23 protein-coding genes are annotated in these 23,416 nt (G+C 66.2%); 15 read left to right on the top strand and 8 right to left on the bottom strand.

The window, feature by feature from the left end:
* The first annotated feature begins 47 nt into the window (after positions 1 to 47).
* A complete protein-coding gene (ctaD, locus tag GJV80_RS11610; RefSeq protein ID WP_154690211.1) occupies positions 48 to 1,754 on the top strand; it encodes a cytochrome c oxidase subunit I in 1,707 nt (568 codons plus the stop codon).
* Complete coding sequence (locus tag GJV80_RS11605) at positions 1,751 to 2,146, top strand: cytochrome c oxidase subunit 4 (protein WP_154688034.1); 396 nt, start codon at positions 1,751 to 1,753, stop codon at positions 2,144 to 2,146. The genes ctaD and GJV80_RS11605 overlap by 4 nt, the downstream gene beginning before the upstream one ends.
* A gap of 197 nt (positions 2,147 to 2,343) precedes the next feature.
* Here GJV80_RS11605 and GJV80_RS11600 read toward each other — a convergent pair whose 3' ends face one another.
* A complete protein-coding gene (locus GJV80_RS11600) occupies positions 2,344 to 3,942 on the bottom strand; it encodes a cytochrome b N-terminal domain-containing protein (RefSeq protein WP_195908890.1) in 1,599 nt (532 codons plus the stop codon).
* A 329-nt stretch (positions 3,943 to 4,271) separates the two neighbouring features.
* Here GJV80_RS11600 and GJV80_RS11595 point away from each other — a divergent pair, with 329 nt between their 5' ends.
* The 6 genes from GJV80_RS11595 to GJV80_RS11570 all read left to right on the top strand — a co-directional run bounded on the left by GJV80_RS11595 (position 4,272) and on the right by GJV80_RS11570 (position 9,146).
* Positions 4,272 to 4,841, top strand: coding sequence for a PadR family transcriptional regulator (locus GJV80_RS11595; RefSeq protein ID WP_154688032.1), 570 nt, complete (start codon positions 4,272 to 4,274; stop codon positions 4,839 to 4,841).
* Positions 4,817 to 6,310: a DHA2 family efflux MFS transporter permease subunit gene (locus GJV80_RS11590; protein WP_154688031.1), complete on the top strand. Its 1,494-nt coding sequence runs from the start codon at positions 4,817 to 4,819 to the stop codon at positions 6,308 to 6,310. The genes GJV80_RS11595 and GJV80_RS11590 overlap by 25 nt, the downstream gene beginning before the upstream one ends.
* 4 nt (positions 6,311 to 6,314) lie before the next feature.
* Positions 6,315 to 6,587 (top strand): DUF2277 domain-containing protein, encoded by a 273-nt coding sequence (locus GJV80_RS11585; protein WP_154688030.1) that lies wholly within the window; start codon positions 6,315 to 6,317, stop codon positions 6,585 to 6,587.
* 87 nt (positions 6,588 to 6,674) lie between these two features.
* Positions 6,675 to 7,049, top strand: coding sequence for a helix-turn-helix transcriptional regulator (locus GJV80_RS11580; protein ID WP_154688029.1), 375 nt, complete (start codon positions 6,675 to 6,677; stop codon positions 7,047 to 7,049).
* The gene (locus GJV80_RS11575) at positions 7,046 to 7,525 is read left to right on the top strand and encodes an SRPBCC domain-containing protein (protein ID WP_154688028.1); all 480 of its coding nucleotides are present in this window, start codon (positions 7,046 to 7,048) and stop codon (positions 7,523 to 7,525) included. The genes GJV80_RS11580 and GJV80_RS11575 overlap by 4 nt, the downstream gene beginning before the upstream one ends.
* Before the next feature lie 49 nt (positions 7,526 to 7,574).
* A complete protein-coding gene (locus GJV80_RS11570; RefSeq protein ID WP_154688027.1) occupies positions 7,575 to 9,146 on the top strand; it encodes a beta-N-acetylhexosaminidase in 1,572 nt (523 codons plus the stop codon).
* On the opposite strand, the gene GJV80_RS11565 is transcribed toward GJV80_RS11570, so the two are convergent.
* The 3 genes from GJV80_RS11565 to GJV80_RS11555 are packed head-to-tail and all read right to left on the bottom strand — an operon-like array spanning position 9,136 to position 11,395.
* Positions 9,136 to 10,590: a GuaB1 family IMP dehydrogenase-related protein gene (locus tag GJV80_RS11565; RefSeq protein ID WP_154688026.1), complete on the bottom strand. Its 1,455-nt coding sequence runs from the start codon at positions 10,588 to 10,590 to the stop codon at positions 9,136 to 9,138. The two genes, GJV80_RS11570 and GJV80_RS11565, sit on opposite strands and share 11 nt — an antisense overlap.
* A 4-nt stretch (positions 10,591 to 10,594) precedes the next feature.
* Positions 10,595 to 10,771: a hypothetical protein gene (locus GJV80_RS11560; protein ID WP_154688025.1), complete on the bottom strand. Its 177-nt coding sequence runs from the start codon at positions 10,769 to 10,771 to the stop codon at positions 10,595 to 10,597.
* A 54-nt stretch (positions 10,772 to 10,825) separates the two neighbouring features.
* Entirely contained in the window at positions 10,826 to 11,395 is a 570-nt protein-coding gene (locus tag GJV80_RS11555) for a PadR family transcriptional regulator (protein WP_154688024.1), read from the bottom strand.
* Between the two features lie 57 nt (positions 11,396 to 11,452).
* On the opposite strand from GJV80_RS11555, the gene GJV80_RS24555 reads away from it, so the two are divergent.
* The 5 genes from GJV80_RS24555 to GJV80_RS11535 all read left to right on the top strand — a co-directional run bounded on the left by GJV80_RS24555 (position 11,453) and on the right by GJV80_RS11535 (position 16,833).
* Positions 11,453 to 11,761, top strand: a complete 309-nt coding sequence (locus GJV80_RS24555) for a carotenoid oxygenase family protein (RefSeq protein WP_255455456.1) — start codon at positions 11,453 to 11,455, stop codon at positions 11,759 to 11,761.
* Entirely contained in the window at positions 11,743 to 12,783 is a 1,041-nt protein-coding gene (locus GJV80_RS11550) for a carotenoid oxygenase family protein (protein WP_255455455.1), read from the top strand. Before GJV80_RS24555 ends, GJV80_RS11550 begins: the two co-directional genes overlap by 19 nt.
* Complete coding sequence (locus GJV80_RS11545; RefSeq protein WP_154688023.1) at positions 12,780 to 13,418, top strand: VC0807 family protein; 639 nt, start codon at positions 12,780 to 12,782, stop codon at positions 13,416 to 13,418. Before GJV80_RS11550 ends, GJV80_RS11545 begins: the two co-directional genes overlap by 4 nt.
* A gap of 32 nt (positions 13,419 to 13,450) precedes the next feature.
* Positions 13,451 to 15,727, top strand: coding sequence for a maltose alpha-D-glucosyltransferase (gene treS, locus GJV80_RS11540; RefSeq protein ID WP_154688022.1), 2,277 nt, complete (start codon positions 13,451 to 13,453; stop codon positions 15,725 to 15,727).
* 62 nt (positions 15,728 to 15,789) lie between these two features.
* A complete protein-coding gene (locus tag GJV80_RS11535; protein WP_154688021.1) occupies positions 15,790 to 16,833 on the top strand; it encodes a glutathione S-transferase family protein in 1,044 nt (347 codons plus the stop codon).
* A gap of 457 nt (positions 16,834 to 17,290) precedes the next feature.
* Here the strand turns inward: GJV80_RS11535 and GJV80_RS11530 are convergent, their stop codons facing one another.
* From GJV80_RS11530 to GJV80_RS11515, 4 genes are all read right to left on the bottom strand, one after another.
* Positions 17,291 to 19,051, bottom strand: coding sequence for a cytochrome bc complex cytochrome b subunit (locus tag GJV80_RS11530; protein ID WP_154688020.1), 1,761 nt, complete (start codon positions 19,049 to 19,051; stop codon positions 17,291 to 17,293).
* Positions 19,051 to 20,100, bottom strand: a complete 1,050-nt coding sequence (locus tag GJV80_RS11525; protein WP_230208403.1) for a ubiquinol-cytochrome c reductase iron-sulfur subunit — start codon at positions 20,098 to 20,100, stop codon at positions 19,051 to 19,053. Before GJV80_RS11525 ends, GJV80_RS11530 begins: the two co-directional genes overlap by 1 nt.
* Before the next feature lie 92 nt (positions 20,101 to 20,192).
* On the bottom strand, positions 20,193 to 20,996 hold the full coding sequence (locus GJV80_RS11520) for a c-type cytochrome (RefSeq protein WP_154688018.1): 804 nt from the start codon (positions 20,994 to 20,996) through the stop codon (positions 20,193 to 20,195).
* A gap of 115 nt (positions 20,997 to 21,111) precedes the next feature.
* Positions 21,112 to 21,744 carry a heme-copper oxidase subunit III gene (locus GJV80_RS11515; protein ID WP_255455577.1) on the bottom strand — a complete coding sequence of 211 codons (633 nt, stop codon included), beginning with the start codon at positions 21,742 to 21,744 and terminating at the stop codon, positions 21,112 to 21,114.
* A 165-nt stretch (positions 21,745 to 21,909) separates the two neighbouring features.
* Here GJV80_RS11515 and GJV80_RS11510 point away from each other — a divergent pair, with 165 nt between their 5' ends.
* On the top strand, positions 21,910 to 22,347 hold the full coding sequence (locus GJV80_RS11510) for a response regulator transcription factor (protein ID WP_154688016.1): 438 nt from the start codon (positions 21,910 to 21,912) through the stop codon (positions 22,345 to 22,347).
* 10 nt (positions 22,348 to 22,357) lie between these two features.
* The gene (gene trpD, locus GJV80_RS11505; protein WP_154688015.1) at positions 22,358 to 23,401 is read left to right on the top strand and encodes an anthranilate phosphoribosyltransferase; all 1,044 of its coding nucleotides are present in this window, start codon (positions 22,358 to 22,360) and stop codon (positions 23,399 to 23,401) included.
* Positions 23,402 to 23,416 lie beyond the last annotated feature (15 nt).

Here is a 23,416-nt window from a genome sequence, read left to right as displayed (position 1 = left end):
AGCGGACTGCCGCCGCCCCGGCGCGGGAGGTCAGCAGGCCGCGGCCGATGGGCATGGTGGCCTGGAAGTGGCTGACCACGACCGATCACAAGATGATCGGCAATCTGTACTTCATCACCAGTTTCGTCTTTTTCCTGTTCGGTGGTGTATTGGCGCTGGGGATCCGTGCGGAGTTGGCGTTCCCGGGGCTGCAGTTCCTGTCTTATGAGACGTACAACCAGTTCTTCACGATGCACGGCACGATCATGTTGCTGATGTTCGCGACGCCGTTGTTCTCGGCGTTCGCGAACGCGATCATGCCGTTGCAGATCGGTGCGCCGGATGTGGCGTTTCCGCGGTTGAACATGTTGTCGTACTGGTTGTTCCTGTTCGGTGGTCTGATCACGATCTCTGGTTTCCTGTCGCCGGAGGGTGCGGCGAGCTTCGGCTGGTTCGCCTACTCGCCGTTGAGCAACGAGGTCAACTCTCCGGGAGTGGGTGGGGATCTGTGGATCGTCGGCCTGTATCTGGTCGGTCTGTCCTCGATCCTTGGCTCGGTGAACTTCATCACCACGATCCTGACCATGCGGGCGCCGGGCATGACGATGTTCCGGATGCCGATCTTCACCTGGAACACGCTGATCACCGCGCTGCTGGTGTTGATCGCGTTCCCGATCCTGGCTGCGGCGTTCTTGATGTTGGAGGCGGATCGGAAGTTCGGGGCGCACATCTTCGATGCGGCCAACGGGGGTGCGTTGTTGTGGCAGCATCTGTTCTGGTTCTTCGGCCACCCCGAGGTGTACATCATCGCGTTGCCGTTCTTCGGCATCATCACCGAGATCCTGCCGGTGTTCAGCCGCAAGCCGTTGTTCGGCTACATGACGCTGGTCGGCGCCACGCTGTCGATCGCGGCACTGTCGGTGGCTGTTTGGGCACACCACATGTATGTGACCGGTGCGGTGAACCTGCCGTTCTTCTCCTTCATGACCTTCCTGATCGCGGTGCCGACCGGGGTGAAGTTCTTCGACTGGATCGGCACGATGTGGGGCGGCTCCCTGAGTTTCGACACACCGATGCTGTGGTGCATCGGCTTCCTGACCACCTTCCTGTTCGGTGGCCTGACCGGGATCATCCTGGCCAGCCCGCCGCTGGACTTCCAGTTGTCCGACTCCTATTTCGTGGTCGCGCATTTCCACTACGTGGTGTTCGGCACGGTGGTGTTCGCGATGTTTGCGGGCTTCTACTTCTGGTGGCCGAAGCTGACCGGGCGGATGTTGGATGAGAAGTGGGGCAAGGTGCACTTCTGGCTGTTGTTCGTCGGCTTCCACACCACGTTCCTGGTGCAGCATTGGCTGGGTGTGGAGGGCATGCCGCGCCGGTATGCGGACTATCTGCCCAACGAGGGATTCACTCTGTTCAACCAGATCTCCTCGGTCGGCGCGTTCCTGCTCGGCGCCTCGATGCTGCCGTTCATGTACAACGTCTGGAAGAGCCGGAAGAACCCGCTGGTCAATGTCGACGACCCGTGGGGTTGGGGCCGGTCGCTGGAGTGGGCGACGTCCTGCCCGCCGCCGCGGCACAACTTCGATTCACTGCCGCGGATCCGGTCCGAGTCCCCGGCCTTCGACCTGCACCACCCGGAGATCGCGCTGGAGGAGTACGCCTCCAATATGGCGGCCGAAGGTGAATTCATTGACGCCGGTGAGCACACCGGCCGGGTCGGCGCGCTGATCGAGCACGCCGAGGCCCGAAGCGGAGAGGGTGACCAGCGATGAGGATGGAAGCCTGGATCTTCGCGATCCTGACGGTGTTTTTCCTGATCGTCACGCCGGCGTACTGGCTGATCACCCATGAGACGACCGGTACGGCAGCGCTCACCCTGACGTTCTTCCTGTCGCTGATGATCGCCGGTTACCTGACGTTGATCTCCCGACGGATCGACGCCCGGCCGGAGGACAAGCGTGAGGGCGAGATCGTCGAGGGCGCCGGTGAGGTCGGCTTCTTCTCGCCGCACAGCATCTGGCCGCTGTTCTGCGGGCTCTGCCTGGCGCTGGTGATGGTCGGCCTGGTGATCGGCTGGTGGCTGGTGATCATCGGGGGTGCGCTCGGGATGATCTCGCTGACCGGCTTGCTCTACCAGTACTACCGGGGCGAATTCCAGCACTGAACCATTGTCGTCGGCTTCCCGGGGGACGACCCCCGCACCCCGGGTCGGTCACGCGTGATCTGAATTGTCGCGCGCGGTTGCACCGCGGGCTCGACAACCGCGCCTACCCCTGCCGCCCGTCGGGGGTCGCTCCCTGTGTCCGCGAACCTCAAAGTTTGATCCCGTGGCTGGATTTTCGACGATTTCGAGCCGCTGGCTCAAACTTCGAGCTTGCGACCCGACGGGGCCTCGGGGCGCCCAGTGATCGATTCGTCCGGCGCCTCCACCTCCGACGAGACCGATGTGCTCGGCGGTGCGTCGAGGAGGGCTCGCTGCAACCGGGCGCGGAGCCGGGCTGACATCGTGGCGCCGTGCGGGTCGGGATCGAACATGGTGCGGTACGACGGGCGCGGGGTCAGGGACCACACCTGCTGCGGGCTCAACGGTCGATGCTCTTCGGAGTAGCCGCCGCCCGGGCCCCTGACGATCACTCCCGACTCGGTTCCGTGCGCCAGCCGATCATGATCAGCTACTTGCAGAGCGCGGCAGATCGACCGGGTCAGGCCGTACGCGACGATCGGGCCGAGGACGGTCACGCAGCGCAGGACCACGATGATGTTCTCGAACGCGATGTGGAACGTCGTCGCTTCGATGTCGGCGCCACCAGCGAGCCACAGTGCACCGAAGAACGTCATGCCGGCGACGCCGATGCCGGTGCGGTTCGGCGTGTTCCGAGGTCGATCAAGAAGATGGTGATCAGAACGGTCGTTGCTGATCCACTGCTCGACGAACGGGTAGGCCGCAACGATCATGAAGAACAGTGCCACTGCCGCCAACGGCACGATGACCGCCATGGTCCAGGTCCTGCCCAACCAGCTGAATTCCCAACCGGGTGGGACCAGACGCAAGGCGCCGTCAAGGAATGCGGTGTACCAGTCGGGCTGGCTGCCCGCGGACGCGCTGGCGGGGGAGGACGGTCCGTACAGCCAGATCGGCGCGATCTGCGCGAAGGTGCCCAGCAGGATGATCACGCCGGCGGTGGTGAAGAACAACCCGGTCGTTCGAGCAACGCCACTGGGCCACGTCGGGATACCGACCAGGTTGGACTCGGTGCGACCCGGCGCCACCGGTTGCGGCAGCCGTTGCTTGATCAACAGTCGGATCCAGTACGCCGCCAGTACGACCAGAGTCACCGACACGGCCAGATGGACGGCGTACAGATGTTCGATCGCTACGCCTGGGAACGCGCCGCCGAAGAGGATCCGCTCCAACGCCGTGCCGATCAGTGGGATGCCGAGCAGCACCCCTTCGGTGATTCGCAGACCGGTACCGGACAGCGTGTCGTCCGGCAGGGCATAACCACTCCAGCCGGCGGCCAGCGCCAACAGGAAGACCCCGACCAGCAGCACCCAGGCCAACTGTCGTGGCCGCCGGAACGCACCGGTGAAGAAGATGCTCAACAACTGCAGCGCGAGCGCGGCGGGCAGCAACAAGGCAGCCCAGTGATGAACCTGCCGGAGCAAAAGCCCACCCTGGACGTCGAACGACATGTGCAGCATCGAGGCAAATGCCTTCGACATCTCCACGCCGAACAGCGGTCGGTACGAACCGTGATAGCGGACAGGGTCGACCGACGGAACGTACAGGAACATCAACATCACGCCGGTGATGATCAACACCACCAGACAGGCGGCCGCGATGATCCCGAAGAGCACCGACCACGGGCTGCCGAACGCCCGGCCACGCAGTCTGCCGAAGACGACATCCAGAGCGCTGCCGATCTTCACCACTGCTGGGGCAAGATCATCTTTGGCCACGATTCTCCTAGCTCGGATTCGGTACGAACCGGTCGGCGCCGGATGCCGGCCTTCATTTCGCCCTCACAGACACGACGTCGTCGGGCCGGATTCTGTGACGGCCGGCATCGGGGCAGCAGGTGATAGTTGCGTCACACGGTCCCAGGTACGCGGCAGTGCTCAAGTGCCTCGACTACGGTCTGCGCCACCTCGGCCGGACGCGAGACGGCCGCGGCGTATGAGCCGGCGGATGGTCCCCGGAACGAGGAACGGAAAGCCGTTTGCGGCCCCTGTGTTCCACGTCGTATATTCCACCTGGAATAATTCAGCTGGGCTGATCGGAGGGCGACATGGCGCTGACGCCGCTGGCGGTGGGCATCCTCGCCCTCGTCGCCGAACGGCCGATGCATCCCTACGAGATGTATTCGCTGATGCTCGAGCGCCGCCAGGATCGACTGCTGAAGTTGCGGCCCGGGTCGCTCTACCACACCGTCGACCGACTGGCGCGGGACAAGTTCATCGAAGCGACCGGAACCGAGCGTGCCGGAGCGCGACCGGAGCGGACGACGTACGAGATCACGTCGTCCGGCGAGGACGCGATGCACAGCTGGATCCGACAGACCCTTTCCGGGCCGTACGAGGAGTTTCCCCGGTTCCCGGTGGCACTCACCGAGGCACACAATCTGCCGAGGGACGAAGTCGCGGAACTCCTCTCGGCTCACTTGCAGACGATCGACCAGGACATCGAACTGCTCGAATCGGGCGGCTCGCTGGCCAGGTGCCGGGACGTGCCCGAGATGTACTGGCTCGACGTCGACTACGTCCTGGCAGTGCGCCGGGCCCAGCGGCAGTGGATCGCCGACACCATCGAAAGAATCAAGACGGGGGACCTCCTATGGCACAGGAAACCACAACACTGAGTTCGTCTGCCCAGCAGACCCGCAGCTCATGGCCGGCGCTGTGGGCGTTGGTGATCGGCTTCTTCATGATCCTGGTCGACGCCACCATCGTCGCCGTCGGCGTGCCGGCGATCATGCGGGGGCTCGACGCCGACGTCAACTCGGTGATCTGGGTGACCAGTTCCTACCTGCTGGCCTACGCCGTGCCACTGCTGATCACCGGGCGGCTCGGAGACCGGGTGGGTCCCAAGTGGATCTACCTGATCGGACTCACCGTCTTCACCCTGTCGTCCCTGTGGTGCGGTTTCGCGGGGACCATCACCCTGTTGATCGTCGCCCGGGTTTTCCAAGGTCTGGGCGCGTCCATGATGACACCGCAGACGATGACGGTGATCACCCGAACCTTCCCACCGGAACAGCGCGGGCGGGCGATGGCGCTGTGGGGTGCGGTCGCCGGGATCGCGGGAATCGTCGGTCCGATCGCCGGTGGCCTGCTGATCGACGGTCCGGGTTGGGAGTGGATCTTCTTCATCAACGTGCCGGTCGGCGCCGTCGCCTTCGTGCTGGCGCTGCGCCTGGTTCCGCGCCTGGAGACCCACAGCCACCGCTTCGACATCCTCGGCGTGCTGCTCAGCGCCGGCGGCATGTTCGCCATCGTCTTCGGCATCCAGCAGGGGGAGTCGTACAACTGGGACACGTGGATCTGGGGGTTGATCGGATCCGGCGTGGCGCTGATGATCGCCTTCGTGGTCTGGCAGCGACTCAACAGGTCGGAGCCGCTCGTCCCGCTGGCGCTCTTCCGGGACCGCAACTTCTCCCTGTCCAACGGCGCGATCCTGACCGTCGGCTTCATGATCCTGGCGATGCAGCTGCCGTTCATGTTGTACGCCCAGACCGTTCGCGGTTTCACCCCGACCCAGGCCGCCCTGTTGATGCTGCCCAACGCGATCGTCGGCATCATCCTGGCTCCGATCGTCGGGCGCCTGGTCGACCGCTACCACCCCCGCTACCTGGCGGGCTTCGGGCTGCTGGTCGACGCGGTCGCACTCGTCTGGGCGAGCCTGGTGCTGCGGCCGGACACCCCGGTCTGGCAACTGCTGTTGCCGCTCACCCTGCTGGGCGTCGGCACAGCCTTCACCTTCGGCCCGATCGGTGTGTCGGCCAACCGCAACCTGCCGCTGCATCAGGCCGGTGCCGGGTCCGGCGTGTTCAACGCCACCCGGCAGGTCGGCTCCGTGCTCGGCAGTGCCGCGATCGCCGCTCTGATGGAATCCCGGCTGGCTGCCGAGCTGCCGGCGATGCCCGGCGGCGCCTCGCCGTCGGAGTCGGAGTTCGGAACGCTGCCTCCCCAACTTCAGGACGGGTTCGCCACCGCGATGTCGCAGTCCTTGCTGCTGCCGGCAGCGGTCATCTTCCTCGGATTCATCGTCACGATCTTCCTGGTCGCCCCCAAGCACCTGGTCGCCGGCCGCGCCGGTGGGTCACACTGAAGTCATGTGTCGCAACATTCGCCAGCTGCACAACTTCGATCCGCCGGCCACCAGTGGGGAGGTGTACGAGGCGGCGCTGCAGTACGTCCGCAAGATCGCCGGCACCACCAAGCCGTCCAAGGCCAATCAGGATGCCTTCGATCGGGCGGTCGCCGAGATCGCACACAGCACCCAGCACCTGCTCGATCATCTGGTGACCACGGCGCCGCCGAAGAATCGCGAGGAGGAGGCGGCCAAGCGCCGCGCACGCTCCGCGCAGCGGTACGCCACCGCCTGATTCACACCACGGTTCCTCAACCTTTGGGTTGACAACCGCTGGTCGAGGTGCTGAACTGTACTCAACCAATCGGTTGAGGAGGGCAGGATGGCCCAGGACGCGTTGTCGAAGGTGTTCGCGGCTCTGGCCGAGCCGACCCGCCGGGACATGGTGGTCCGATTGACACTCGCCGACGCAACGGTCGGGGAGTTGGCGGAGCCGTACGACATGTCTCTGCAGGCGGTGTCCAAGCACATCCGGGTGCTGGAGGACGCGGGGCTGGTCAGCCGGTCGCGCGATGCCCAGCGGCGTCCGGTGCACCTGGAGGCCGAGGTGTTCGATCTGATGACCAAATGGATCGACCGCTACCAACGCCGGGCCGAAGAGCGCTACCGCCGGCTGGATGCCGTCCTCACCGAACAAGCCGGCGATCAAGAGACCGGCGACCATCGCACAGTCGATCACGGAGGAGAAGCGGGATGAGCACCAACACCAATCAGACCCGGGAAGCAACGATCATTGCCGATCCGGATCTGCCCAAGGTCACCATCACCCGGGAGTTCGACGCCCCGGCCGACAAGGTTTTCACAGCGCACGTCGATCCGGACATCTTCGCCCGGTGGATCGGCCCCAACCAGTACGACGTGACCATCGACCGCTGGGAGGCCACAACCGGCGGCAGCTACCGGTACGCCACCGGTGAGGAATGGTTCTTCGGGTCCTTCCACGAGGTGCAGCCGGACCAGCGCCGGATCGTCCAGACCTGGGGCTGGGAAGGGCTGCCCGGCGCAGTCAGCCTGGAGACCTGCACAGTCACCGATCTGCCGGACGGTCGCAGCCTGCTCACCTCGGTGTCACTGGTCGACTCGATGGAGGCCCAGGCCGCCATGCTCGCCAGCGGCATGGAAGTCGGCATCAATGACGGCTACGCCAAGCTCGACGAGCTGCTGAAGGGCTGAACCGGCGTCGAGCCAACGGGGAGACCGGCACCGACACTACGATCGTCCCGTGCTGCCCTTGATTCCGACCCCGACCGTCCTCACCCAATCCGGCCCCGGGTTCACCCTGGAGTCCGGAATGGCGGTCGGGGTCGACCCGTCCCTGGCCGGAGTCGCCCGGCCCTTCCTCACCGGGCTGCTCGATGATCATGAGCTCCGGTTGGAGCTCAGCGACGGTCCGGCGGCCGTCACCCTGGAACTGGTTGCCGACGATCAGGACCTCGCCGCACTGCCACACGCATCGGGTGTACGAGCGGATGATCTTGCTCCGGACGCCGAACGCTACGGTCTGGAGATCACAGCTGAGGGCGCGCGGATCTGGGCAGGTGCACCGGCAGGGTTGCATCGTGGGCTGACCACGTTGCGACAGTTGTTGATCAACGGCCCCGAGCTGCCCGGGGTGCGGATCCTCGATGCGCCGCGTTACGCCTGGCGCGGGCTCAACCTCGATGTGGTGCGCACCTTCTTCGAGCCCGACGCGGTGCGCCGGGTGATCGATCTGCTGGACAGCTACAAGTTCAACGTGTTGCATCTGCACCTGACCGACGACCAGGGCTGGCGACTGGAGATCGACGGCTGGCCCGAACTGACCTCGGTCGGGGCCCAAGGTGCCTACGACGGCCGTCCCGGTGGCTTCTACACCATCGAGGACTACCACGACATCGTCGCCTACGCCGCCGAACGGTTCATCACCGTCGTCCCGGAATTCGATCTCCCCGGACACAGCACGGCACTGATCCGGTCCTACCCGGAGTTCGGCACAGTCGATCAGGTGGGCGGACTGTCGCGGAGCCAACTCGATGCGGATCAACCCCGGCTCTGGGAGTTGATCACCGATGTGCTCGGCCAGTACGCGGCGCTGACTCCGGGACGGTTCCTGCACCTCGGCGGTGATGAGGGATTCGGGCTGAGCGACGACTTCCACGCCGACTTCCTGGACCGGGCGATCGGCATCGTGCACGGGCTCGGCAAGCGGGTGGTCGGCTGGCAGGAGGCGGCCAGGGCCGGGCTGGGTGACGGCGACATCGCCCAGTACTGGATCGACTTCACCGATCGCCTGGAGGCGATGTTCGAGGGGCGGCAGGATGATCTCGCCCGGCAGTTGGTCGAACTGTTCGGGAAGGCCGACGATGATCTTGGCCGGGCGGTCGGCCAGGGTGCCGGGATCCTCTTCTCACCGGTCGGTTTCTGCTACCTCGACAGGCCGTACGACGACCCGCCAGGCGAAGATCAACAAGAACTGTGGCAGCGCTTGGGGCTGCGGCAGGCCTACCCGCCGGTGACGATCGAGGACGCTTTCGGCTTCGACCCCGACCTGGCTCTGGCCGAGGTGGCACCCGGTGCGGTGATCAGCGGAGTCGAAGCGACCGTCTGGTGTGAGACTGTCACCAGCGAAAGCGATCTGCAGTTCCTTCTGCTGCCGCGGCTGCCCGGCATCGCCGAACGGGCTTGGGCACCCGCCGGTACGAGCTGGGCCGAGTTCCTGCCACGACTGGCGGCCCACCGCGAACTCTGGGCGACCCGCGGCTACACCTGGTTCGATCCGGCCGAGTTGGCCGGACCGGCAACGGTCACCAGCTGATCGGCAGCGGGCGACCCTCCTCGTAACCCGAGCTCGACTGCACGCCGACCTGGGCCCGTTCGGCGAACTCGAGGAGATTCGTCGCACCGGCGTAGGTGCAGCTGCTGCGAACTCCGGAGATGATCTGGTCGATCAGGTCCTCCACGCTCGGCCGCTCCGGATCCAGATACATCCGGGAGGAGGAGATGCCCTCCTCGAACAGTCCGGCACGCGCCCGCTCGAAACCGCTCGCCTCGCGGGTCCGCATCCGGACCGCGCGGGCCGAGGCCATCCCGAAGGACTCCTTGTAGGCCCGGCCTTCGGCGTCAGTCATCAGGTTGCCGGTGCTCTCGTACGTCCCGGCGAACCAGGAACCGATCATCACGCTGCCGGCGCCGGCGGCCAGCGCCAGCGCAACGTCCCGCGGATAGCGGACGCCGCCGTCCGCCCAGATCGCGACGCCGATCTCCCGGGCGGCCTGCGCGCACTCCAACACCGCACTGAACTGCGGGCGCCCGACGCCGGTCATCATCCGGGTGGTGCACATCGCGCCCGGCCCGACACCGACCTTGATCACGTCGGCACCCGCGTCGGCCAACTCGCGTACCCCGTCGGCGGAGACGACGTTCCCGGCGGCCAGCGGAATCTTGCGTCCGGTCTGCTCCGCGAACCGGTCGCGGACCTCGGTCACCGACTTCAGAGCAGTGATCATCTTGTCCTGGTGACCATGGGCCGTGTCCACGACGAGAACGTCGATGCCCGCGTCGAGCAGTGCCTCGGCGCGGCCGGCGACGTCACCGTTGATACCGACGGCGGCGCCCGTCATCAACCGGCCCTGCGGGTCGACGGCGGGTTGGTAGAGGGTCGACCGCAGCGCGTGTTTGCGGGTCATCACCCCGAGCAACTGGCCGCCGTCGCAGACCAGGGCGACGCTGAGATGCTTGCCGGACAGGATGTCGAAGATTTCCTCCGGCGCGGTGTCGGGGGAGACGATCACCAGGTCATCGCTCATCACCTCGTGGACCTGCGCGAAGCGATCGACGCCGGCGGTCTCGACGTCGCCCACCAGGCCGAGCGGCCGGCCGTTCTCGACCACGACGACGGTGCCGTGCGCCCGCTTGGTGAGCAGCGAGACCGCGTAGCCGACCGTCTCGTGCGGGCCGACCGAGATCGGGGTGTCGAAGACGGTATGGCTGGCCTTGACCTTGCCGACCGTTCCGGCCACCACATCGGCGGGAATGTCCTGCGGGATGATCGCCACTCCGCCGCGACGGGCCACCGTCTCGGCCATCCGGCGTCCGGAGACCGCGGTCATGTTGGCCACAACGAGCGGGATGGTTGTCCCGATCCCGTCGGTGCTGGTCAGGTCGACGTCCAGCCGGGACGACACCGAGGACCGGCTGGGGACCATGAACACATCGGAGTAGGTCAGGTCGTAGCCGGGCGGAGTGTTGAGGAATCTCACCCGTCTATTCTGCCTGGGCGGCCAAATCCTTGGGGCCCCGCTGACCGTCGACCGCGGTCTCCGGCAGGTCGGCGGAGCGATCGGACGGGGCGGCCGACGGCTCGACGAAGACCGGGCCAGCCGACCCGGCCGGCTTGGATCCGACCAGCGACCGCAGGTCGACGCCGGTCATCCTCTCCACCAGCGTGACCGTCTCGTTGAGGTTGGCGGCGATGCTTCGACTGCGACGCCTGGCTCAGCGTGTAGGCGCGGTTGCGCAGCCGTCTGCACCGTGGCCGAAGCCCGGATCGGCATCGATCTGCTCGATCGCCCAGTGTGCCCAGTCGATCGTTGCCTGGAAGACCCGGATCCCGTACTGCGCGGCCAGCGCACCGTGGCCCCGGGTCGGCCCGCCGTCGGCGACGCTGTCCTGGAAGTCCTGGGTGATCGCCTGCAACTGTTCGGTCGAGTACTCGATGGTGTGTTCCAGGATCGTCCGGGCCTCGTCTCGGCGCAGCGCCGACAACAGGAACAGCCGCAGCACGTACTCGTTCCGCACGCCGGCGTTGCCGGCCGGTGTCAGCAGCCATTGCCGCAACTGCGCCCGGCCGTCGGCGGTGATCGCGTACGTCTTCCGGCCCCGGGCGCCTTCCTCGGCGATCTCGATCAGGCCGGCCTCGGTGAGCTTCTTCAACTCCGGATAGATCTGGCTGTGCTTGGCATCCCAGGCGTACGAGCCGATGCCCTGGGCGAACCGCCGGGTGAGGTCGTACCCGCTGGCCGGTCGTTCGTTGAGCAGGCCGAGAAGGGCGAACCGGAGAGACATGCCTGAATCGTACATGACACTATTGACATGTCGAAATAGACATGTCACTCTCACCTTATGAGTTTCTATCTGGACGGCGTCTTCGCCCCGGTCCCAGACGAGATCGACGCGTACGACCTCGAGGTCACCGGCACCCTCCCGCCCGAACTGGACGGCCGGTACCTGCGCAACGGCCCCAACCCGCGGCTCGGCAGTGACCCGGGGCACTGGTTCGGCGGAGCCGGCATGCTGCACGGTGTCCGGCTCAGCGGCGGCCGTGCGGAGTGGTACCGCAACCGCTGGATCGACACCCGGGTGGGGGCGGCGAACCGGCCATCGGTCCGGACGGTCGCGACCTGCGGCACACTGTGGCCAACACGCATCTGATCGAGCACGGCGGCTCGCTGCTTGCGCTCTGCGAGGGCGGCCTGCCTTATGAGGTCACGGGGGAGCTGGAGACCAAGGGCGCCTACGACTTCGGTGGCCGGCTGCGTACTGCGATGACCGCTCACCCGAAGACCGATCCGGTGACCGGTGAACTGTTCTTCTACGGCATCTCGATGGCCCGGCCGTACCTGACCTTCCATGTCGCCGACGCGGCGGGTCGGTTGATGAAGTCGATCCCGGTCGACGTTCCGGCGCCGACGATGATGCACGACTTCGCGATCACCGAGCATCACGTGATCTGGCTCGACCTGCCGGTGGTCTTCGACCGTGAGCGGCTGGGTCGGTCGCTGCCCTTCACCTGGCAGGACGCGTACGGCGCCCGGCTCGGCGTGATGCCGCGCAGCGGGGGACCGGTGCACTGGATCGGGATCGATCCCTGTTACGTGTTCCACGTCGGCAACGCCCGGGAGGACGAGCGCGGCCGAGTGGTGCTGGATGTGGTCCGGTACAGCCCGGCGGAGTTCGGCAGGTTCTGGCAGCTCGGCACCGATCCGGAAGGCGGCGGCGTGACCGGCGTGCTGCACCGGTGGAGCATCGATCCGGGGCGTGGAACGATCAGCGAACTGCAATTGGACGATCGCAGCGTCGAGTTCCCGAGCCTGAATGATCAGCACGTCGGTCGGGCCAACCGGTACCTCTACGCGGTCACCGACGAGGACAACGGCGGCCTGATCAAGTACGACACCCAACAGCAGACCGCACGGTCCCACCCGTTCACCGAGCCGGTCCACGTCGGCGAAGCGGTCTTCGTGCCGGCGACCGGCGCGACGACCGAAGATGCCGGCTGGCTCATCAGCATCGTCACCCCGCGACACGGTGGTGCGTCATCCTTGGTCGTGCTGGATGCCACCGACGTCGCCCACGGCCCGATCGCAACCGTAGGACTTCCACGCCGGGTACCAGCCGGTTTCCACGGCTCCTGGATCCCCGAACCCGGCTCAACGCAAAGGACGCAGGGATGAACAGCAGGGCCATGATCGGGCGAATCGTCTGGACCCTCTTCCTGGACGCCGGACTCGCAGTGGCGGCCTACCTCATCGCCCGGCAACTCGGCGCCGGCATGTTCCTTGCGCTGTTGATCGGCACCATCGTCGCCGGACTCCGGGCGCTGTATGTGATCATCCGGCGACGCGAGGTGGACGCCTTCGCCCTCTTCATGATCGCAACCTTCGGGATCGGTCTTGTACTCAGCCTGGTGACCGGCAGCCCCCGGTTCCTGCTCGCCAAGGACTCGATCTCGACCGCGGTGTCCGGCGTCATCTTCCTGGGCACCCTGGTGGCCGGAAGGCCGATGATGTACTACCTGGCGCAGCGTTTCGGCGCGACCGGTGACGCGGAGCGCGAGGAGTGGGCTCGCCGGTGGCCGGTCAACGCAGGTTTTCGGTCCTTCTTCCGGGGTATGACGGTGGTATGGGGAATCGCATTCCTGGCCGAAGCCGCGGTCAAGCTGATCTTGGTGCTGGCTCTGCCGCTCGCCGTGGCAGCGCCGTTGGTGCCGTTCTTCACTCCGGTGCTGATCACCGCTCTGGTGGTGTGGACGGTGCGTACCAGCGTCGCGGCACAGAAGCGGCTGAGTGTTGCACAGCCTGTCGCTTGATGTCGGTTTCCCCTCGCCACTAACGTCGACCCATGGCCGACGACCAGGTCAACCAACCCGCCGGTGAGCACGAGCCGCCGGAGATCAACTACGACGAGCAGTTCTATCCGGCGAGGCCGCGACGGCTGCGCCCGCGAGCTCGGCTGACGCGGCTGTTCCCACTGCGCCAGCGATCGCCGCGATCCGGCAAGCCGGTCGGATCCAATCCGGAGTACGTCGACTGGCTGCACGAGGAGTCGATGCTCTTCGATGCCACCGACATGGCGCGGCAGTTCGAGGGCCTGCCGAGCATGTTCCAGAACCCGTACGCCAATCCCGATCCACGATCGGCGATCGAGAAGGCGTCGGTCTGGTTCACCGCGTACCCGATCTCGATGATCACGCCCAAGGGCAGGTCGTTCCTGGGGACACTCGGCGACCCCGACCTGTGGGAGATCTTCCAGAGGATCGGCATTGATGCCATCCACACCGGCCCGGTGAAACAGGCCGGCGGTCTCAACGGCTGGGACAAGACACCGAGCGTCGACGGCCACTTCGACCGGATCAGCACCAAGATCGACGAGATCTTCGGCACCGAGGACGAGTTCCGCGGCCTGTGTGAGGTTGCCGCCAACTTCGGCGGCACGGTGATCGACGACATCGTCCCCGGCCACACCGGCAAGGGTGCTGACTTCCGGCTGGCCGAGATGAAGGTCGGCGACTACCCCGGGATCTACCACATGGTGGAGATCCCTCCCGAGGACTGGCACATGTTGCCGAGGGTTCCCCGTGGCAGGGACTCGATCAACCTCGACAACGAGGCCGAATCCCGGTTGCAGAAGGCCGGCTACATCATCGGCCAGATGCAGCGGGTGATCTTCGCCGAGCCCGGGGTCAAGGACACCAACTGGAGCGCGACGGCGCCGGTGATCGGACCGGACGGTGTCGAGCGGCGCTGGGTGTATCTGCATTACTTCAAGGAGGGTCAGCCGACGATCAACTGGCTCGACCCGACGTTCGCGGGGATGCGGTTGGTGATCGGCGATGCCCTGCATTCCCTTGGTGATCTTGGAACCGGCGCGTTGCGGCTGGACGCCAACGGCTTCCTCGGAGTGGAGAAGACCGCGGAGGATGTGCCCGCCTGGTCGGAGGGGCACCCGCTGTCGGAGGCGGCCAATCAACTGATCGCCTCGATGGTACGCAAGGTCGGCGGCTTCACCTTCCAGGAGTTGAACCTGTCGATCGACGACATCCGGAACACCTCGGCCCGGGGTGCCGACCTGTCCTACGACTTCGTCAACCGGCCGGCCTACCATCACGCCTTGGCGACCGGGGACACCGAGTTCCTCCGGATGACATTGAACCTGGCCCTCGACCTCGGGGTCGAGGCGGTGTCGCTGGTGCACGCGTTGCAGAACCACGACGAGATGACCTACGAACTGGTGCACTTCGCGACCGTGCACGGCCAGGACCTGTTCCGGTTCCGCCACGGCGAGTACACCGGCGAGGGTCTGGCGGTACAGATCCGTTCGGACCTGATCGACAAACTGACCGGCGACCATGCGCCGTACAACCTGACCTTCACCACCAACGGGATCGCCTCGACGTCGGCGACCGTCATTGCGGCCGCGCTCGGATACACCAGCATCGATGATCTTGATGCCGAACAGATCGAGCAGATCCGCCGGGCGCACCTGCTGCTGGTCATGTTCAACGCGTTGCAGCCGGGCGTTTTCGCCTTGTCTGGTTGGGATCTGGTCGGCATGCTCACCCTCGATCGCAAGCAGGTCGCACCACTGCTGAGCACCGGCGACACGCGCTGGATCCACCGTGCGGCCTACGATCTGATGGACTACCAGCCCGATGCCACGCAGTCGTCGTCGCTGATGCCGCGCGGAGTCAGCCTGTACGGCGCACTGCCCGCCCAGTTGGAGGACCCGGAGTCGTTCGTCTCCCAGTTGGCCGACATCCTGCGCATCCGGAAGGTGTACAAGATCGCCACCAGCACCCAGATCGACGTACCGCAGACGTCGACGAACGCGATGCTGGTGATGGTGCACCAACTGGAGGACCCGGACGAGCGGCAGGTCACGGTGCTCAACTTCGCCGACCGGACGGTTTTCGGCCACGTCCGCTCCGAAAAGCTGGAGCCGTCGTCGCTGGTCGTCGACATGGTCACCGACGAGGTGATCGGCGAGATCGACAACCTGAACACCTTCAGCGTCGCGCTCGGGCCGTTCGGCGGCAAGTCATTGCTGATCAGGCCACGCACCGAGGAGGATGTCGACGTCGGCGTCCCCGACTTCAACGAACAGGCCGGCGAGGTCTGACCACATGGCGGCATTTGGCAACCCTCTTCATTGAGGTTTTAACGACCTCCTAGGCTGTGCGCATGTCCGACACACAGCAGGGGTCCGGTTCGTCGCTCTCGGAATACGTGCGCGCGGGACAGGAATTCAACCGGGACATGAACTACATCCCGGACCGGATCACCGCCGACGGTCGGGACGGCTGGCCGGTGGAGTCCGGCCGGTACCGGTTGATCGCGGCCCGGGCCTGCCCGTGGGCGAACCGGACGCTGATCGTCCGCCGACTGCTCGGCCTCGAGGACGCGATCTCCCTCGGCCTGTGCGGACCGACACACGACCAGCGGAGCTGGACATTCGATCTCGATCCCGGTGGTGTCGACCCGGTGCTGGGCTACGAGAGGCTGCAGCAGGCCTACTTCGCCCGCTATCCGGACTACCCGCGGGGGATCACCGTACCGGCGATCGTCGACATCCCGACCAAGGCCGTGGTCACCAACGACTTCCCGTCGATCACCATCGACTTCTCGCTGGAATGGACCAAGCTCCATCGCGGCGGGGCACCCGAGCTCTACCCGGAGCCGCTGCGCGACGAGATCGACGAGGTCAACGACCGCGTCTTCACCGAGATCAACAACGGCGTCTACCGTTGTGGGTTCGCCGGCTCACAGCAGGCGTACGAGAGCGCCTACGACCGGTTGTTCACCGCGCTGGACTGGTTGGAGGAGCGGTTGTCCGGCCAGCGGTACCTGGTCGGTGAGACGATCACCGAGGCCGACGTCCGGCTGTTCACCACCCTGGCCCGCTTCGATCCCGTCTACCACGGGCACTTCAAGTGCAATCGGAGCAAGCTGTCCGAGTACGCCGCCCTCTGGGGCTACGCGCGCGACCTGTTCCAGACCCCGGGCTTCGGCGACACGATCGACTTCACCCAGATCAAGCAGCACTACTACATCGTTCACGCCGACATCAATCCGACCCGGATCGTCCCGAAGGGGCCGGATCTGGCCAATTGGCTGACGCCGCATCACCGTGAGCAACTGGGCGGCCGACCGTTCGGCGACGGTACGCCGCCCGGGCCGCCGAGCCCCGACGAAGCGGTGCCGACCGAACACAGCGCGGCCGCCTGACCGTCTCCTTCCGCGCGTCCCTGTTCGGGCGTCCCTGTTCGGGCGTCCCTGTTCGGGCGTCCCTGCCGCTGGTCACTGGCAGCTGGTCCGATCCGGCAGTCCTCCCCGCCGTCGAATTGGTAACACGTGCTGCCGAATCGCACCGTACCGCTGGGATCGGGTGCGATTTCGCGCCGCGTGTTACCACATTCGGCGGCGGCCGGGTTTGGGTGCGGGATGGTGCCGTGTGTTACCGATTCGACGGCGGCGGCCGGGTTCGGGTGCGGGATGGTGCCGCGTGTTACCGATTCGACGGCGGCGCGCGGGTTCGGGTGCGGGATGGTGCCGCGCGTTACCAATTCGACGCAGTTGAACCGGCCAATGGCCGGGCTTGCCGTTGACCCGGGCAGGGGAGAGGGCAGGAACGACAACGCCCGCGGATCGGCTGATCCGCGGGCGTTGGCTTGTTCAGGCTGCGTCAGTCCGAGTGGCCGGCACCGACTTGCTCATCGGCGCGCTCGCTCTCGATGGCCGCTCGGCCGTCGCCCTCGACCTCGTGACCGCCGTGGTGGTGGGCGGCCGCCTCGATCTCGGCAGCGGTGGGCTTGGCCACGTTGTGCCCGAAGTACCAACGGGTGAACGGCCGCCTGGCGCGGTCCTTCGCGGTGCCCTTGCGGGCGACGCCATTGGCGTCGGTGACCGGACCGGATGTGATCGGCTGGTACTCGTGGTGCTGGGTGATCGCGAAGGCCTCGCCCTGGGTGATCGGCGTGTGCGGCTCTGAGTAGCCGCCGGCCGGGGAGCGGTGGATGACACCGGACTCCGAGCCGTGCAACACCCGGTCGTACGCCGACCGCTGCAGACCGATACAGATCCTCTTGGTGATGATGAACGTCAGGATCGGCAGGATGAAGATGCCCCAGCGCAACACCAGCGTGATCGAGTTCAACGAGATGTGGAAGTGCGTTGCGACGATGTCGTTGGCACCGCCGATCATCAACACCACGTACACCGCGATGGCGGCAACCCCGATCGCGGTCCGGTTCGGTGCGTTCCGCGGACGGTCCAGCACATGGTGCTCCAGATCGTCACCGGTGACCCACTTCTCCAGGAACGGGTAGACGGCCAGCGCGGCGGGCAGTGCGACGAAGCCCAGGATGGCCGGGATGAAGACATTCCACGACCACGTGGTGTGGCCGATGTGCCACTCCCAGTTGGGCATCAGTCGCAGCGCACCCTCCAGATAGCCGATATACCAGTCGGGCTGCGAGCCGGCACTGACCTCGGCAGGGTTGTACGGCCCGTACGTCCAGATCGGGTTGATCTGCATCAACCCGGCCATCAGGACGATCACACCGAAGACGATGAAGAAGAATCCGCCGGCCTTCGCCGTGTACACGGGGAAGAAGGGGTAGCCGACGACGTTCTTCTCGGTACGTCCCTGGCCCGGGAACTGGGTGTGCTTGTGATAGAAGATCAAGATCAGGTGCAAGCCGACCAGCGCCAGGATGACGGCCGGGATCAACAGGATGTGCAGCATGTACATCCGCGGCACCAGAAGATCGCCCGGATACTCCCCTCCCAGGAACCAGGTGAAGAGGTAGGTGCCCACCAACGGGATGGACAGCACCGCGCCGAAGATGATCCGGACGCCGACACCGGAGAGCAGGTCGTCGGGGATGGAGTAGCCCAGGAAGCCCTCGGTCATGCCGAGGAAGAGCAGCGTCGCGCCGATCACCCAGTTGATCTCCCGCGGCTTGCGGAAGCCGCCGGTGAAGAAGATCCGCATCGAGTGGGTCAGCATCGCCGCGACGAACAGCAGCGCCGCCCAGTGGTGGATCTGCCGGATCAGCAGGCCGCCCCGCACGTCGAAGGAGATGTTCAGGGTGGAGGCGTACGCCTCCGACATCGGCAGGCCACGCAGCAGCTGGTAGCTGCCGTTGTACTCGATCTCACCCATCGACGGCTTGAACCACAGCGTCAGGAAGACACCGGTGAGCAGCAGCACGATGAAGGAGTAGAGCGCGATCTCACCGAGCATGAAGGACCAGTGGTCCGGGAACACCTTGCGGAGGTTGAAGATGTTCGGGATCCGGCCCGACATGATGCCGCCGACGCCGGTCCGGTCATCGGCCCACTTGGCCGGCCCGGAGAAGAACTTCATCACCGGCCCGAGCTGCCGATCCGGCTGTTCGGGGCGCTGTGGCGCCTCCGTCGCGGTCTTGGCTGGCTTCGCCATCAGCGGTACTCCCCACTCTGACCCAGGTCGTTCCGGGAATCACGTTCGAAGTAGCTCGGGCCGACCGGAACCGGGAATCCGCTGCGGGCGACCAGGAAACCCTCGTCGTTGATCTTGATCGGCAGCTGCGGCAGCGCCCGGGCCGCTGGTCCGAACACGACCTTCCCGGAGTCGGCCAGGTCGAAGGTCGACTGGTGACACGGGCACAGCAGATGATGGGTCTGCTGTTCCCACAGGCTGATCGGGCAGCCGACGTGGGTGCAGATCTTGGAGTAGACGAGGATGCCCGCCACCTGCCAGTCCTTGCGATCGGCCGGGATCTTGATGTCGGCCGGGTTCATCCGGACGATGACGATCGGGGCCTTGGCCTTGGCGTCGTTGAACTCGGCCCCGGTGAGGTCCTTCAGGTTCTCCGGAACGCCGTTGACCAACTGGCCGATCTCCAGATCCTCCGGCCGGATCGGGGTGTAGGTGATGTCGTTGACCAGCCGGATGCCTTCTTTCCACAGCGTGGTCTCGAAGGTGCGGCGCCGGTAGTTCGGTCCGGCCACCGGGCCGAGGTCGGTCAGCAGCACCAGGGCCGGGGCGGCCAGGATGCCGACGGCGCCGAGAGCGGTGTAGATCAGCATCTTCCGTCGCGGTACACCGGACTCCTCGATACCCACCGTCAGCTGCGTCATCGCATCCTCGGCGGCGTCCGCGGGCGAGTGCCCGGGATGGCGTTCCTCGACGATCTCGTTGTTGGCCATCAACTGACGGGCCCATTGCTGGGTGGCCAGACCTATCAGCAGCACGCCGATGCCAAGTGTGAGGCCGAGAGCGACGTGGGTCGCCGAGGCGTGCAGCGGCCCGAAGTCGACGTAGGCGTCCCGGGGGATGAGGTAGTAGGCCAGGACGAAGAGCACCGCCATCACCGGCACCAGCAGGAACATGGTGACGACCTGCCGTTCGGCCCGGTCGGCTGCCGCTTGGTCGACATCGGTCCACCGCGGCAGATGCTCCTCGACGCCCGGATCCGGAACAGGGGCCGACGGCTCGTGGACCGGCATGTCGTGGCCGGCGTAGTCCTCACGAGCGATCTGCTGCTCGGGGTTGAACTCCTCGGGGCTCTGGTCGGTGACCCCGCTGGTTCCGCTGCTGCTCATCGTGCCCGCGCCCCTCGTGCTGTGATCCAGATGGCGAAGCCGATCAGGCACCCGATGCCGATCGCCCAGCCGACGATGCCCTCCGAGACCGGGCCTAGTCCGCCGAGATCCAGCCCGCCATGGTTCGGCTCCTGGTGGATCGCCTCCAGATAGGCGATGATCTGGCGCTTCTGCTGCGAGGGCAGCACCTGATCGGAGAACACCGGCATCTGCTGCGGGCCGGTCAGCATCGCCTCGTAGATGTGCAGGTTGGAGACGCCGAACAGGGACGGTGCATGCTTGCCGCCCGGGAGTGCGCCGCCGCGGCCGGTGAAGTTGTGGCAGGCCGAGCAGTTGGTCCGGAACAGCTCGCCTCCGCGGGCGATCTCCTCATCGGTCAGACCGTCGGTCGAATACTGTGACGCGTTCGGGATTGCCGGGCCGGGGCCGAGGGTGGCGACATAGGCGGCCAGCGCGGCGACCTCCTCGTCATCGAACTCACGCGGCTTGACCGGCGCCTGTGCGCCCGGCTGCGCCAGCGGCATCCGGCCGGTGGAGACCTGGAAGTTGACTGCGGCTGCGCCGACGCCGACGAGGCTCGGGCCCTGGCTCGTACCTTCACCGTTCAGGCCGTGGCAGGACGAGCAGTTCACCGAGAACAGCTCCTTGCCCTTGGTCACCTGCTGGCTTGTGTTCGGCTCCGCAGCGGACTGTTGCGTCGGCGCCACGGCCGCGTACACCGCGCCGATGACGAACAGCGCGGCCACCAGGAGCAGCGCCTTTGCTGCCGGGTGCCGTCGTCGGGAGGACAGCAATCGCACGTGTTTGCCTCTCTGATTACCAGATCCGCAGAGGATCTACTACGAGTCGTCGGAGGTGTTGATTCTGAGGCTATCCCATACCTGCTCCGTCGTCATCGAAGGATGCGGGGTGACGTCACTGAAGGATGTAGATCACACCGAACAGGGCGATCCAGACCACGTCGACGAAGTGCCAGTAGTAGGACACCGCGATCGCGCTGACGGCCTGTTCGTGGGTGAACGTCCGGGCGAGGTAGGTCCGGCCGATGAGCAGGACGAAGGCGACCAGACCGCCGGTCACGTGCAAACCGTGGAACCCGGTTGCCAGGTAGAAGATGGACCCGTACGGGTCGGAGGACAAGGTCAGGCCGTCGTGAACAAGGTGGGCGTACTCATAGACCTGGCCGCCGATGAAGAAGGCGCCCATGATGAAGGTCAGTACGTACCACTCCCGCATGCCCCACTTGCCGGGGTTGAGGACGGAACCGACCCGGCCGACGCGGCCCTTCTCCGCGGCGAACACGCCCATCTGGCAGGTCACCGAGCTCAGCACCAGCACCGTGGTGTTGATCAGGGAGAAGCGGACGTTGAGCAGTCCGGCACCCTGCTCCCACAGCGGCGTCAGGCCGGCCTTGACGGCGGCCGCGGTGGTGACGTTCTTGATCGTGAAGTACGCGGCGAACAGCCCCGCGAAGAACATCAACTCGCTGGCCAGCCAGATGATCGTGCCGACCGCGACGGCATCAGGCCGCCCCGGACGGCCGAGCAGCCGCGACTGCGGGAGGTCGTGCAGGGCCGAATGCGGTTTCGGCGCGGGGGTCGATGCTGCGTGAGTGTGAATCGCCACGGGCTCATTATTGCCAACTACAGCGTGTAGCACATCCCCGGGGGCGTTCTCGGCCTGGCGAATTCCTCAGTACGCCTTCGCGATACGATGCCGGGCGTGACTAGCGAGCAGACTTCCGCCCCGGTTGCGACCATCCTGGTTTACGCAAGTGACCGGACGGTCCGGGCCCAGGTGCGCGCCGCCCTCGGCCGCAAGGTCGCCTCGGATCTGCCCGAGATCCGGATCGTCGAGGCAGCCACCCAGGCTGCGGTGATCAAGGCCGCGGACGCCGGTGGCATCGACCTGATGCTGCTGGACGGTGAGGCCCGCCCGGGCGGGATGGGCATCTGCCGCCAGCTCAAGGACGAGATCTACAACTGCCCGCCCGTCGCGATCGTCGCCGGCCGTGCCGACGACGCCTGGCTCGCGACCTGGTCACGCGCCGACGCGGTCGTGCCGCACCCGATCGATCCGATCACGCTCCCCGGCGCGATCGCTGCCCTGTTGCGGCAGCGGCTCGGGACGGCCACCGGCCGTCCGGCCTAGGCCGGCGGAGATGGTCGTCCCGCCCGGTCCGACCTGGCCCGGGGTGTTGTCCTCGCTGGTCGCCGGAAATGATCTTGACGCCGAGACCGCGACCTGGGCGATGAGTCGGATCCTTGCCGGCGAGGCAAGCGACGTGCAGATCGCCGGCTTTGCGGTCGCGCTGCGCAGCAAGGGCGAGTCGGTTTCGGAGCTCAGCGGCCTGGCGGCCGCGATGCTCGAGGTCGCGAGGCCGATCGAGGCGCCCAACCCGTCGGTCGACATCGTCGGCTCGGGTGGAGATCGGACCAACACAGTCAATATCTCGACCATGGCGGCTGTGGTTGCGGCATCCGCAGGTGCCCGGGTGGTCAAGCACGGCAACCGGGCGGCCTCATCGGCCTGCGGGTCTGCCGACGTACTGGAGGCGCTCGGCGTACGGCTTGATCTGTCGCCGGAGGACCAGCAGCGGGTGATCGAGCGGATCGGGATCGGCTTCCTTTTCGCGCCCCACTACCACGGATCGCTGCGCAACACGGCGAGCGCCCGGAGTCAGCTGGGCATCGCGACGACCTTCAACTTCCTCGGCCCGCTGACCAATCCCGGTCGCCCGAACGCTCACGCCGTCGGTGTCGCAGACGAACGGATGGCGGAACTGAGCGCTCGGGTGCTGGCCGAGCGCGGTGATCAAGGTCTGGTGTTCCACGGCACCGACGGACTGGACGAGTTGACGACGACGACGACGTCGACGGTCTTCGTGTTCGACGGTGACAAGATCGACCGCACGCTGCTCGATCCACAGGAACTCGGCATCGCCCCGGCGAGCGTCTCGGAGCTGGTGGGCGGCGGTCCAGCGGACAATGCCGCGATCGCCCGCCGGGTGTTCTCGGGTGAGACCGGTCCGGTCCGCGACATCGTGCTGCTCAACGCGGCCGCGGCGCTGGCGGCTTTCGACGGTCCGGGCCCGGCGGACTCTCTTCGAGAGACCCTTGCCGCGCGGCTGGAGCGCGCGGCCGAGGCGATCGACACCGGCGCCACGGCGGAACTGCTCGATCGGTGGATCGCCGCGACGGCCTGATCCGGAGGGTCGGTA

This window comes from Microlunatus sp. Gsoil 973 (genome assembly GCF_009707365.1).
GTDB lineage: Bacteria > Actinomycetota > Actinomycetes > Propionibacteriales > Propionibacteriaceae > Microlunatus.
This window is presented reverse-complemented; position numbering and strand designations above follow the sequence as displayed.